The sequence below is a fragment of the Rothia sp. HMSC066G02 genome (assembly GCF_001813145.1).
Lineage (GTDB): Bacteria > Actinomycetota > Actinomycetes > Actinomycetales > Micrococcaceae > Rothia.
In genome coordinates, this window is record NZ_KV811583.1 from 110127 (window position 1) to 122203 (window position 12077).

9 protein-coding genes and 3 tRNA genes are annotated in these 12077 nt (G+C 61.4%); 9 read left to right on the forward strand and 3 right to left on the reverse strand.

The window, feature by feature from the left end:
* The first annotated feature begins 216 nt into the window (after window positions 1–216).
* Window positions 217–594 (forward strand): thioredoxin, encoded by a 378-nt coding sequence (gene trxA / locus HMPREF2894_RS01505; RefSeq protein ID WP_012902990.1) that lies wholly within the window; start codon window positions 217–219, stop codon window positions 592–594.
* Between the two features lie 96 nt (window positions 595–690).
* Here trxA and HMPREF2894_RS01510 read toward each other — a convergent pair whose 3' ends face one another.
* A complete protein-coding gene (locus HMPREF2894_RS01510) occupies window positions 691–1953 on the reverse strand; it encodes a DNA-3-methyladenine glycosylase family protein (RefSeq protein ID WP_070677549.1) in 1263 nt (420 codons plus the stop codon).
* A gap of 236 nt (window positions 1954–2189) precedes the next feature.
* Between HMPREF2894_RS01510 and HMPREF2894_RS01515 the strand changes: the two genes are divergently transcribed.
* The 5 genes from HMPREF2894_RS01515 (at window position 2190) to HMPREF2894_RS01535 (ending at window position 7335) form a co-directional block, all read left to right on the forward strand.
* Window positions 2190–4034 (forward strand): DUF2079 domain-containing protein, encoded by a 1845-nt coding sequence (locus tag HMPREF2894_RS01515; RefSeq protein ID WP_070677550.1) that lies wholly within the window; start codon window positions 2190–2192, stop codon window positions 4032–4034.
* A gap of 648 nt (window positions 4035–4682) precedes the next feature.
* Complete coding sequence (locus tag HMPREF2894_RS01520) at window positions 4683–6773, forward strand: DEAD/DEAH box helicase (RefSeq protein WP_070677552.1); 2091 nt, start codon at window positions 4683–4685, stop codon at window positions 6771–6773.
* Window positions 6774–7078: 305 nt separating this feature from the next.
* A tRNA-Thr gene (locus HMPREF2894_RS01525) sits at window positions 7079–7150 on the forward strand.
* A gap of 38 nt (window positions 7151–7188) precedes the next feature.
* Window positions 7189–7262: transfer RNA gene (locus HMPREF2894_RS01530), tRNA-Met, on the forward strand.
* A 1-nt stretch (window position 7263) separates the two neighbouring features.
* A tRNA-Thr gene (locus HMPREF2894_RS01535) sits at window positions 7264–7335 on the forward strand.
* Between the two features lie 183 nt (window positions 7336–7518).
* Here the strand turns inward: HMPREF2894_RS01535 and HMPREF2894_RS01540 are convergent.
* Window positions 7519–8520 (reverse strand): LLM class flavin-dependent oxidoreductase, encoded by a 1002-nt coding sequence (locus HMPREF2894_RS01540; RefSeq protein ID WP_070593743.1) that lies wholly within the window; start codon window positions 8518–8520, stop codon window positions 7519–7521.
* 194 nt (window positions 8521–8714) lie between these two features.
* Here HMPREF2894_RS01540 and HMPREF2894_RS01545 point away from each other — a divergent pair, with 194 nt between their 5' ends.
* The 3 genes from HMPREF2894_RS01545 (at window position 8715) to HMPREF2894_RS01555 (ending at window position 10971) form a co-directional block, all read left to right on the forward strand.
* Window positions 8715–9167, forward strand: coding sequence for a MaoC family dehydratase N-terminal domain-containing protein (locus HMPREF2894_RS01545; RefSeq protein WP_005504824.1), 453 nt, complete (start codon window positions 8715–8717; stop codon window positions 9165–9167).
* A complete protein-coding gene (locus HMPREF2894_RS01550; protein ID WP_070677554.1) occupies window positions 9167–9628 on the forward strand; it encodes a MaoC family dehydratase in 462 nt (153 codons plus the stop codon). The genes HMPREF2894_RS01545 and HMPREF2894_RS01550 overlap by 1 nt, the downstream gene beginning before the upstream one ends.
* Window positions 9629–9864: 236 nt before the next feature.
* Complete coding sequence (locus HMPREF2894_RS01555) at window positions 9865–10971, forward strand: UDP-N-acetylmuramate dehydrogenase (RefSeq protein WP_070677556.1); 1107 nt, start codon at window positions 9865–9867, stop codon at window positions 10969–10971.
* A 117-nt stretch (window positions 10972–11088) separates the two neighbouring features.
* Here the strand turns inward: HMPREF2894_RS01555 and HMPREF2894_RS01560 are convergent, their stop codons facing one another.
* Window positions 11089–12060: a histidine kinase gene (locus HMPREF2894_RS01560; protein WP_070677558.1), complete on the reverse strand. Its 972-nt coding sequence runs from the start codon at window positions 12058–12060 to the stop codon at window positions 11089–11091.
* Between the last annotated feature and the right edge of the window lie 17 nt (window positions 12061–12077).

Consider the following 12077-nt stretch of genomic DNA (forward strand, 5'->3'; position numbering starts at 1 on the left):
CTGTAGGGGACGACCACGGGGCTTCGCCCGCCGGGTCGGGCGCCTCCATCATTCGGCTACAGGGACATTCGCCAGAGTATTCGCGACACGCCCGTAAACCGGCTGAAACAGCCGCAAAAAGTATTTACTATGACCGCAATTTGTCATATCTTTCACATGTTTGAATCCCAGAGCGAACAATTAGCGATTGGGGTCTTGAGGGTGTAGCTTTATCTCATGGCTACTAATGAAATTACTCAGCAGAACCTGACTGCTACCGTCGAGAGCAATGACATCGTCTTCCTGGACTTCTGGGCAGATTGGTGCGGTCCCTGCAAGCAGTTCTCCCCCGTCTACGAGGCGGCTTCGGAGAAGCACAGCGACATTGTTTTCGGCAAGGTCGACACCGAGGACCAGGGCCAGCTCGCTCAGGCAGCAGGCATCACTTCCATCCCCACCATCATGGGCTTCCGTGACGGTATCCTGGTATACCAGCAGGCTGGCGCACTGCGCGAAGACCAGCTGGAGACCGTAATCGGTTCGATCCGCGAGCTCGACATGGACAAGGTCCGTGCAGAGATCGCAGCAGCAGAGGGCTCTGCAGAGAAGAAGTAAGCTCACCACCACAAAAGAGCTTGAACGGGGCGCACCCGCCGGCACAACCGGCAGGGGCGCCCCGCCCCCTTTTAACCTCGTGAGGGTGCAGGAGCGTTAGCGGTCGCGGTGATCCTCAATGGTCATGCGCGCCCCGTAGCGCTGCTTCGAAAAGCCCGAAGCATGCATGAGCCGCACCAGACGCTGCCGATGCGGGCTAAAGGGCGCCAGCAGGGAGAGCATTCCCGCATCATCGGTGCGCTGACCTATGAACAGCTCACCGACCGCGTGCGCCAGATGGTAGTCGCCCACGCTGATGGCATCCGGGTGCCCGCACACACGCTGCAGGGCCTCGGAAATACTCCACGGGCCCACGCCGCGCACAGCGTGCAGGCTCCGCGCCAGAAGTGCGACGTCGCCTTCTGCCGCAATGTTTTTTAGAGACTCTGCGGAACGAGCGTAAGCGTACACGGCATCGTAGCGGCTTTTATCAACGCCAGCCCGATGCCAATCCCAGGTAGGAATCGTCGCCAGGGTCCGGGCGCTTGGATAGACGCGCATCCCCTCCGGCTGATTCCCCAACCCGGTCGAAAGGGCGGGGGAGCCGTACTTTCGCAGAACCCAGCCTAAGGTCCTGAACGCTTCGGTCTGGGTGATGCGCTGCTCCACAATGGCGTTGAGCATCTGCCGGTCCAGCTGCCCCGAAGCGCTGAGGCGGAGCCCCGGATTCTGCCGCCACGCCTGCTGAACACGCGGCGGAAGAGACTCAAAAGAAGACAGAGCACCGAACTGTTCGGCGGGGTCGTGCAACCCCAGCCAGTACGTCATTTCCTGCGCTAGCGCCTGAAGGTCGGCTCGCGCCTGCATCTGCTGATCAGCGGCACTATAAGAAACCCAGATACGAATACGCACCGGGCGCATCAGCAGGCGATGCAGGGAGGGGAGAGTCTCGGGAAGCGTGGCTGTCTCCGCAACTCGTTCAACGTACAGCACCGCCGGGAACTCGTGAAACGGCGTGCGAGCCGTCACCCAGATTCGCTCGGCACCATCCGCGCGGCTCAGCGCACGATACGAAAGATCCTGAGCACCGCGGCGCAACGAACCCAAAGTCTGCGCCAACTGCACCGGAACATGCGGCTCAATCACAACCTCGCACGCCTCGGGAGCCAGAGCGCCGGGAAGGGGCGAAGCGGCGGGGGAGAGAGTACGAACCTGAACGCGCGGCTGGCTAAGAATGGTAGGCTCCTGAAGAACATCCGCAAGCGCTGGCGCATAGGGCACACCAGTTGCCGCCAAAGGATGCCGGATGCGCCGTGCACCCGCTGCCGCGCGGCTACCGGAGGTCGCACCGCCGGGGTTTGAGGAAGGAAACGTACTCACCCCACCAGTCTATGCGCCCAAACCGGGCAGCAACATCCGCGGCAGATAATTGCGGACCAAGATACAAAAAGTGCAGGAAGGGCAGGCACGCCACTAATGCGATACCCTAAAGGGTAGAGCGAGAACGAACGCAAACTCCGCCACCGGCACGACACAGGCTATGCGTTCCGCCCGTTCACAAGGGTGCCCACGCCCGGACACGCACCCCGGACATACACCCCGAGAGAAGGACGCCTATGGCAGCGGAAGCACAAGAAGCATCCTCGAATACTGACGCACCTGAACAGAAGAACAGCGCCGCCACCAGTGCGGGCCGTACTCAGCGCGCCAAGAAACAGCCGCGTCAGTCCCTCACCGAGCGCGTCAAGAGCATCCGCCCCCTCGAACTACTACCCGGTCTGCTGCTTGCCGCCGCCGTCATGGCGTTGTACACCTACTACTCGCTGCAGCAGATGAAGCACTGGATTACGCCCTCCTGGGACCTGGCGATTTTCACCCAGATGGCACAGGCCTACTCGCATTTCTCCGTGCCCATCGTGCCGATTAAGGGGCCCGACTTTAACCTCTGGGGTGACCACTTCCACCCGATTCTGGTGCTTCTGGGACCCATCTACGCGCTGTTCCCCTCGCCGACCACGCTACTGGTCGTGCAGAACGCCCTGGTCGCCTTCGCAAGCTTCGCCATTGTGCGCTTCACTCAGCGTGCCTTCGCGCTCGCCCAGAAAACTGAAGATGCGCAGAAGAACGAACCTGCGCAGAATGCTCAGTCCGCAAAACTTCAGAGCGTCATCCCGACCCTCACCGGTCTGCTGCTCGGCGCCGGATTCGCCCTCAGCTTCGGCGTTCAGCAGGCTATCGCCGCCCAATTCCACGAAGTAGCCTTCGCCGTGCCGCTGCTTGCCATGAGCCTCGGTTACCTGGTGCTTGCCTCACGAGTGAGTGGCACCGAACGTGCCCGCTACCTCGCCTACGCTTGCTGGTGGTCCCTGCCCATTGCCTTCGTCAAAGAAGATATGGGTATTACTGTCGCAGCCATCGGCCTCATCATCTTTATCCGCACCGGCTGGTTGAGCACCGCTGTTGACATTCTGATGCCGCGCCTTTCCGCTGGTACTCCCGCCCCCATGCGTGCCCGCATGCAGCAGCTCTACTCCTCGTGGGCACGCACCCCCGCCGTCGCAGAATCCACCATGGTCATGATGTGGGGTGTGTTCTGGTCCGCCGTCGCCGTCTACGTGATTCTGCCCTACTTCAATAGCGGTGGAAACTTTGATTACGCCGACAAGGTGAACTTCTCCGCAGCCTTGGGCGACCCCTTCGGCTCAGCGTTGCAGATGCTCAGTAACAACACCAAGCTGGCAACCCTCGGACTGCTGCTCATTACCGGAGCTGTCCTCTGGGTGATTTCTCCGCTCGCGGCAATTGCCCTGCCGACCCTTGCCTGGCGTCTACTCTCCACCATGGAGTCTTATTGGGCAAGCACCTGGCACTACTCGCTCGTGCTCATGCCCGTCGTCTTCCTCGCCCTGCTCGACGCTGTCATGCGGATACGCTACGGCGTGGTTCCCGCAGCGATTCCGGTACGCTCGGCTGCGCGAGTAGCCGATAGCGCCTCCGCCGAGGCACCTCAGAGCAACACTGAGCCCGGTCGCCTCACCGCCCTGGCACGCCGCATCCCCGTGTGGGCTCTACCCGCCGCGGCGCTCTTCCTTGCCGCATCCCCGATTTTCGTGCCCGGCTCCCAGCAACCCCTCGCATCCCTGGGTAATGCGCAGTTCACCGCCTCCGCGTTGACTACGACTGACCAGATGAAGCAGGACGCCGTGCAGAAGGTACCCGAAGGGGTGTCGGTTGCATCTGACCTGTCGATTCTGACCCAGCTGATTCCCGGCCGCACCGTCTACTGGATTGGCCACACCGGTGAGCCCGCACCCGACTACGTGGTCATTGACCGTAAGAGTAACTCCTGGGGCGGCAACCCGCCGACCAACGCCGCGCAGTACGCGGCTGACCGCTACGGCCACTCCTACGCGAAGTACGCGACCGTCGGCACGATTGATATTGTGCGCCGCGTAGACTAGCCCCTCGGTTCAGCGTCTCAATGAGCGCCCACCCCGCAAACGCTGGGGTGGGCGCTCACATTTAAGAGATGAGGTTTTAAGCACCTTTTTGTGGCTCAAGTGGGGACCCTGCTGTACACTGGATAGAACACGGGAACCCCCGATGAAGGTCTTGTGCGCACCCGGCACCCAAGGTGGTGCTGGAATTGTAGGTGCGCCGTACTCACCATCACCGATTGATACGCCCCATAAACTTGCGGTTTACACCGTACACGCGGGCTTCTCTTAACGATCTCTGGTCCAGCGTCTTTGCTGCGTCTGCTGTAACAGACACACCACCGCCGTGTAAGCGGGAAGGCGAACCACCAGGAATACGTGACATTGCATGTGAGCATTACCCACCCTGTACACCCCTGATTCACAGGGACTACTGTGCACCAAGCGCAGAGTACAAACAGGTGTTTGGATAATGTGCCGAGAAATTCAAGACCACCCCCAGCAAAAGCCGCTACCCGCAGCATCCGCAGAACACCTCTGCAGAATGCGCCGGTAACGGAGGACCCCTGGACGTTCTACTCCCCAGGGGATGATGTGTGGCTGGGCCGTGAAGTGGACACCCGGTAAGCGCCGAAAAGCGTGCGCTTCCACCCCTACCGTATAGAGGAAAAATTGACTGAGAATACTGCTACCCCGGCCGAACTGAACGCCGAGGCAGAGACCGTTGTGACCACTGAGAACATCACCGAGAACACCGTTGAGAGCCCTGCTGTAGAAGCAGAAGAAACCACCGCAGAAGCTACTGTAGAAACCCCCGCAGAAGAAACCGCCGACAAGGCTGAAGAAGAAGGCGTACGCTTCACCGACCTGGGCCTGGACGCTCGCGTCCTGGCAGCTCTGGAAGAGGTAGGCTACGAGAAGCCGTCCCCCATCCAGGAACAGACCATCCCGCTGCTGCTCGAAGGCCACGATGTGGTCGGTCTGGCACAGACCGGTACCGGTAAGACTGCAGCATTCGCGCTGCCGGCACTGTCCCGCATGGCTGAACTTGCTGACGTCAACGGCATCTCCCGCGACACCCAGGTTCTGGTCCTGGCACCCACCCGCGAGCTGGCTCTGCAGGTTGCAGAAGCCTTCTCCTCCTACGCAACCCACATGGAGGACTTCACCGTCCTGCCCATCTACGGTGGCTCCCCCTACGGCCCGCAGCTGGCTGGTCTGCGCCGCGGTGCGCAGGTCGTCGTCGGTACCCCCGGCCGCGTGATTGACCACCTGGAAAAGGGGTCCCTGGACCTGTCCAACCTGCAGTACCTGGTACTCGATGAAGCAGACGAAATGCTGCGCATGGGCTTCGCCGAAGACGTGGAAAAGATCCTCGAAGGCACCCCCGACAGCAAGCAGGTTGCCCTCTTCTCCGCAACCATGCCCAACTCGATCCGCAAGATCGCTCAGCAGTACCTGAACGACCCCCGCGAGGTTCGCGTCAAGGCTAAGACCACCACCAGCTCAAACATCTCCCAGCGCTACATGCAGGTCATGCACTCCCACAAGCTGGACGCAATGACCCGCGTGCTCGAGGTTGAAAACTACGACGGCATCATTGTCTTCGTGCGCACCAAGAAGGAAACCGAGGAAGTCGCCGACAAGCTGAAGGCACGCGGTTTCGCGGCAGCAGCGATTAACGGTGACATCCCCCAGCAGCTGCGTGAGCGCACCGTTGACGCCCTGCGTGACGGTCGCATCGACATCCTCGTGGCAACCGACGTGGCGGCACGCGGCCTGGACGTTGAGCGCATCTCCCTGGTTGTTAACTACGACATCCCCCACGACACCGAGTCCTACGTGCACCGCATCGGTCGTACCGGCCGTGCAGGTCGCGAAGGTGCCGCAATCCTCTTCGTCACCCCGCGTGAGAAGTACATGCTGCGTCAAATCGAGAAGGCAACCCGCCAGAAGGTCGAGCCGATGCACATGCCCACCGCAGAGGCAGTGAACGAGACCCGTAAGCAGCGCTTCGCACAGCAGATTACCGAGACCATCGAGTCTGAGGACCTGAGCTTCTTCCGCCAGATTATCGAGGACTACGAGAACGAGCACGACACCACCGCTGAGGACATTGCGGCTGCACTGGCTGTTATCGCCCAGCAGGGTCGCCCGTTCTTCCTGGATGAGGAAGAGGACATCGCGCGCAACTCCCGCCCCTTCTCCGACGACGATTCGGACCGCGGCGGCCGCAAGGCTAAGCGCGCGCACAACGACGAGGGCATGGTCAACTACAAGCTGAACGTTGGCCGTTCCTCCCGTGTGACTGCAGGCGCTATCGTGGGTGCGCTGGCTAACGAGGGTGGCATTAAGGGCTCCCAGATTGGCTCCATCGACATTCGCCAGCACTTCACCATTGTTGGCCTGCCCGAGGACCTGCCCCGCGACTTCTTCGATCGCCTGCGCGACACCAAGATCGCTGGCGAGTTCATCAACATCCGCAAGGACAACGGTCCCAAGGGTGGCGGCGGTGGCCGCAGCTTCGGTGGTGGCCGTCGTGAGGGCGGTTTCCGCGACTTCGATCGCCGCGAGGGTGGTCGTCGTGAAGGTAGCTACCGCGGTAACCGTGACGGTGGCCGTGACTTCGGCGGTGACCGCGACTTCAAGCGTCGTGACTTCGGTGGTCGCGACTTCGGTGGCCGTGATAATCGTCGCGATGGCGGCTACCGCGGTAACCGTGACGGTGGCCGTGACTTCGGCGGCCGCGGCAAGCGCTACTAAGATTTCGGCTAAGCCTGAATCTGCGATATGAGGGGCTTGCTGAGTCTATCGGCTAGCAGCCTTGTCATCCGCAGATGAGTCAAAGACCGGCAGGGGAGCGATAAGCTCTCCTGCCGGTCTTTATGTATATGGGTGTTGATGTGTTTGCGTCAGCTGTTGCGGTGGTGCCTGATCATTACTGGGGCGCCTGGTCATTGCTGGGCTATCGTGCGGCAGGGCGGAGAACAGGAAAACGTTAAATGTGGTGCATGCCATAGCTTCTCCGCTTGCGAGCATTCTTGAAGACCTGTATAGTTTTACCTGTTGCCCCGATAGCTCAGTGGTAGAGCGCCATCTTGGTAAGATGGAGGTCCCGGGATCGATTCCCGGTCGGGGCTCTCTCATTAATTCATGCGAGAGCACGTATTAATGATGTGGCGGTGTAGCTCAGCTGGTTAGAGCGCACGACTCATAATCGTGAGGTCGACGGATCGAGCCCGTCCACCGCTACGCCCCGATAGCTCAGTGGTAGAGCGCCATCTTGGTAAGATGGAGGTCCCGGGATCGATTCCCGGTCGGGGCTCAGATAAGCCTGTCTCTTCGGAGGCAGGCTTTTTTGTTTGCCATTTTGTCTGCCTATTTTCTTTGCCTGAAGCCCGGTCTGCATGTGCTCAATAGGTACTCAGCCCCGCGGCCCGATGCCGGGCATAGCAAAGCCCCCGAGAAAAATACTCGGGGGCTTCATCTTTATGCTCTGATCGAAGCGTTAGGAGGCGCGGCGCACCACCGGCAGCTGGGACAGCAGCTCGTAGGAGCGCAGACGGTCCTCGTGCTCCCACGCCTCGGTCATGACGATGAGCTCGTCAGCGCCCGTGCGCGCCACCAGGTCCTCAATACGAGCCTGTGCGGTGGCGGGGGAGCCTACGATTGCTTCGGCGGTCATGCGTTCAATGTGCATCTTCTCCGCGTCGGTCCAGACGGCGTCCATATCTTCCACGGGAGGTGCGAAAGACAGATTGCCGCGCACCACGCCCAGGAAATGCTGCTGCTGGGTCGTGTACAGGTAGCGTGCTCGCTCGTCGGTATCGGCGAGCATTGCGGTTGCACCCACCATGACGTAGGGCTGTTCCAGGTGCTCGGAGGGCTTGAAGTTTGCGCGGTAGGTGTCTACCGCCTCCTGCAGCATTGCGGGCGCAAAATGCGAAGCGAACGCGTAGGGCAGACCCAGCTGTGCGGCAAGCTGCGCACCGAACAGGGAAGAACCCAGAATGTACAGGGGCACCTTCGAGCCCTGGCCGGGAATGGCGTGCACGCGGTGCATGGGGGAGGGCTCGCCCAGGAAGCGCTGCAGCTGCTGCACCTCGGCGGGGAAGCTCATGGCGGCAGAATCGTCGCGGCGCAGAGCGGCGGCGGTCATCGGGTCGGTGCCGGGCGCACGGCCCACACCCAGGTCAATACGGCCGGGGTGGAATGCGTTGAGGGTACCGAACTGCTCCGCCACCACGTAGGGTGCGTGGTTGGGGAGCATAATGCCGCCCGAACCCACGCGAATACGCTCGGTTGCGGCAGCGATCTCCGCCATGACCACGATGGTCGCCGAGGACAGCAGGGAGCCGGCATTGTGGTGCTCGGCGACCCAGAAACGCTCGTACCCGTAGGACTCAGCCGCGCGGGCGGCATCGATGGTGTTGAGCATGGTCTGGTGCTGGCTCTGGTCGGGGCGGTGCGGCATCAGGTCAAGCACCGAAATTTTTACGTTGGAAGACATAACTTTTCCTTCTGAAATAGATTGCGGGTACCCGTCCAGCCTACGCCTGCTTGGGCTGGATGGGTAGGGGCCTTCGCTAGCAGGTAAAAATGCGACGAAATACTGCACGCCTGCACGCCGGTTACCTGTACAGTGGTCTGTCCACTCTGTACGTTTGAGCTGAACACTGTGCACAAGAACGGTAGACTGAAATCATGAGCATTAACCCTGAGATTGTGGGCAGGGTCTACCCGTCCGAGAACACCTACGTTGTCGGTCGCGAAAAGATCCGCGAATTTGCCCGAGCAGTTCACGCAGAAAACCCCCTCCACCACGACGTTGAGGCAGCCCGCGCGGCAGGGTACGCAGATGTGATTGCCCCGCCGACCTTCGCCATTATCCTGGCGCAGGCAGCTGACGCGGCACTCATCAACGACGATTCCGCCGGTATTGATTTCTCCCGCGTGGTGCACGCCGACCAGCGCTTCACCCACCACCGCCCCATCGTTGCCGGTGATGAGCTGCGCACCGAAGTTCACGTGGACTCCGTGCGCGTAATGGGTGCTGGCGCAATGCTGACCACCCGTGAAGAAATCGTTGACGCGCAGGGCGAGCCGGTCACCACCTGCATTTCTTCCCTGCTGGTTCGTGCTGAGGAGGAGAACTAATGGTGCGTTTTGAAGATCTTGAAAAGGGCCAGGACATCGGTTCGCGTACCGTGGAGCTCTCCCGCGCTTCGCTGGTGCGTTACGCTGGCGCATCCGGTGACTTCAACCCGATTCACTGGAACGAGCGTTTTGCTCAGTCGGTGGGCCTGTCCGGCGTGATTGCTCACGGCATGCTGACCATGGGTACCGCCGTGCAGCTCGTGAGCGACTGGGCGGGCGACCCCGGCGCAATCGTGGACTACCAGACTCGATTCACCAAGCCCGTTCCCGTGGCGGATGCGCCCGGCGGCGAAAACCCCGACACCCCCACGAACGCCCTGACCATCAGCGGTAAGGTGGGTGCCCTGAATGAGGAGGAGCGCACCGCCCGCATTGACCTGACCGTCACCGCTCGTGACGAGGAAGGCAAGGAGCAGAAGGTTCTGATGAAGAGTCAGGCTGTGGTTCGTCTCTCGGTATAGAGTTTCTGTGCTTGCAGATAGCCGTGTGAAAGCAACTATGTGAAGGCCCCGGCGCTACCCGATGCGGTGGTTCCGGGGCTTTCGCGCGCTCACCGCTTTTGTGTGCTTACCGGCGGGGTAGTTGCGTTTTTCTGAGAAAGGCGCGCCGGAAAATGAAGGCAAAATCACCATAAGGTTTTCATGACTTTAACGCGTGGCGGGTGTTGACCCCGCACAACGACCGGTATTCTTAACCTATGACTGAAAAGCTGTTGAGCGAACTGACCACCGCCCAGGTAGGCGGCCCCGCTAAGACCTACGTCCGCGCCACCTCCGAAGCAGAAATTATCGAAGCAGTCTCCGCTGCAGACGCCGCAGGCGAACCCGTCCTCATCGTGGGCGGCGGCTCCAACCTGCTGGTTTCCGACGAAGGCTTCAGCGGAACCGTCGTGCACATCGCCTCCGAAGGCGTAGAGGTTCTGCCCATCCCCGCATGCGGCGGCGCGAACGTGCGCGTGCAGGCGGGCACTATCTGGGACGACTTCGTGAAGCTCAGCATCGAGAACGAATGGGTTGGCCCCGCGGCTCTCTCCGGCATTCCCGGCACCGTGGGTGCAACCCCCGTGCAGAACGTCGGCGCATACGGCGTTGAGGTGGGCGAGTTCATCGCCTCCGTACGCACCTGGGACCGCGAAAAGAACACTCGGAAGACCTTCGCGAGCGCAGACCTGCGCTTCGGCTACCGCGACTCGGTGCTCAAGCGCGCAACCGTCAACGGCTCGCCCCGTTACGTGGTGCTGACCGTTGATTTCCAGTTCACCCTCGGTAGCCTGTCCTCCCCGATTCGTTACGCCGAGTTGGCGAGGAGCCTGGGCGTTGAGCCCGGTCAGCGCGCCGAATCCGCCCTGGTGCGCGAAAAGGTGCTGGAGCTGCGCGGCTCCAAGGGCATGGTGCTCAACCCCGAGGACCGTGACACCTTCTCCACCGGTTCTTTCTTTACCAACCCGATCGTTCCGCGCTCGACCCTGGATTCCCTGCCGGAGGGCGCCCCGAACTTCCCGGTGGTCGTGAAGACTTCCCCGTTCACCGCGGGTGTCGAGGACCCCGATCACGTGAAGCTTTCGGCTGCTTGGCTGATTCAGCACGCCGGTTTCGAGAAGGGCTTCGGTCTGGAGGGTGAGTCTCGCGAGATTGCTCAGGGCCGTGCGAGCCTGTCGACCAAGCACACCCTGGCGATTACGAACCGCGGCGGCGCATCCGCTGAGGACATCTTCGCTATCGCCCGCGCTGTGCGCGACGGCGTGCGTGAACGTTTTGGTGTGACTCTGGTTCCTGAGCCTGTCGTGGTTAACGGCGAAATCTAAACGCTCAACTTCTCGCTTCTCGTAGCGCTAGGACGCATAGAATAAACGCTTCAGAATAAACGCTTCGGGCGGTCTCTGTATCAGAGGCCGCCCGAAGCGTTGTATTGACTCACTGAGCTAGTGGCGAGGGGAAAAGATGCGCACCTGCCCCGGCAGGTAAGGCCTGCGCTTGGGCGCTGTGCGCGTTGCCGCAAGGGGAGCGGCGGGCAGGTGCTCCATCAACACCTGGACCGCCAGGGGAAGCTTCTGCGGCGGGCTGGGGGCGTGGAAAATCGGCTTATGGCGCGTGGGTCGGTAGGGGTAGTATTCCGCGTCCTCGCTGTGTGACCAGACAAGGTTGCCGAACTCGCCGGGAACGGGGGAGAGCACGTTGGCGTAGTAGGCGCGCGTCTGCAGGTCGACACGCTCGGAGGCGCCAGTAGTGGTGCCGGTGGATACGCCGCTGGGTACGCGGTCCTGTTCGATGATGAGGGCGCGGACCATGCCGCCTACGGTGCTAATCGCGTTTACGTGTAGGGCGAGCAGATCCCCGTCCTTGTGGTCGACCTGTACCTGCCCGTCCGCGAGGATTTGGGTGCCCATTGTGATGCTGCTGGCGACTCCTTCGCAGAGGGCGCGGATGAGCGCCATGCGTGCCGGGTAGGGGTCTGCGATATCCCAGCCGATGAGGGTGGGCGCGGCGGAAATGCCGGCGTATTCCTCGCAGGATTCGTAGGAGGCGACGTCCACGTAGCCGCGGGCGATGGGCTCACGGTCGTAGGGGCGGCCGTCGCGCTGCTCCCAGAAGCTGAGGGCGGTTGCGGTGAAGACAGCTTGGCCGTCGCGTACGGCGACGGTGAACATAAAGTCCTGCGGGTAGCCGTTTTTGGTGCGCGGGCGCAGGGTGATTGCGCGGGTATATTCGTTGAATTCCTCGGGCCAGTCCAAGTAGTAGCTCATTTTTGCCCCGTCGCCACGGTGCACGGTGAGTTCGCCCGGTAGCAGCATGGCTTCGGGCACGCCGCCGGCGCGTTCTGTGGCGTAGTGTTCGCTCACGGGCCAGGGGCTGAACTCTGTGCGGTAGGGGTTGGAGAGGAAGGAATCGAGCATAGAACGTATCCTCTCAT

Bases quoted from the DNA above. Each gene is read 5' to 3' on its own strand.
- trxA (WP_012902990.1), top strand. From the start codon at position 217: ATGGCTACTAATGAAATTACTCAGCAGAACCTGACTGCTACCGTCGAG.
- HMPREF2894_RS01515 (WP_070677550.1), top strand. From the start codon at position 2,190: ATGGCAGCGGAAGCACAAGAAGCATCCTCGAATACTGACGCACCTGAA.
- HMPREF2894_RS01540 (WP_070593743.1), bottom strand. From the start codon at position 8,520: ATGTCTTCCAACGTAAAAATTTCGGTGCTTGACCTGATGCCGCACCGC.
- HMPREF2894_RS01545 (WP_005504824.1), top strand. From the start codon at position 8,715: ATGAGCATTAACCCTGAGATTGTGGGCAGGGTCTACCCGTCCGAGAAC.
- HMPREF2894_RS01550 (WP_070677554.1), top strand. From the start codon at position 9,167: ATGGTGCGTTTTGAAGATCTTGAAAAGGGCCAGGACATCGGTTCGCGT.
- HMPREF2894_RS01555 (WP_070677556.1), top strand. From the start codon at position 9,865: ATGACTGAAAAGCTGTTGAGCGAACTGACCACCGCCCAGGTAGGCGGC.
- HMPREF2894_RS01560 (WP_070677558.1), bottom strand. From the start codon at position 12,060: ATGCTCGATTCCTTCCTCTCCAACCCCTACCGCACAGAGTTCAGCCCC.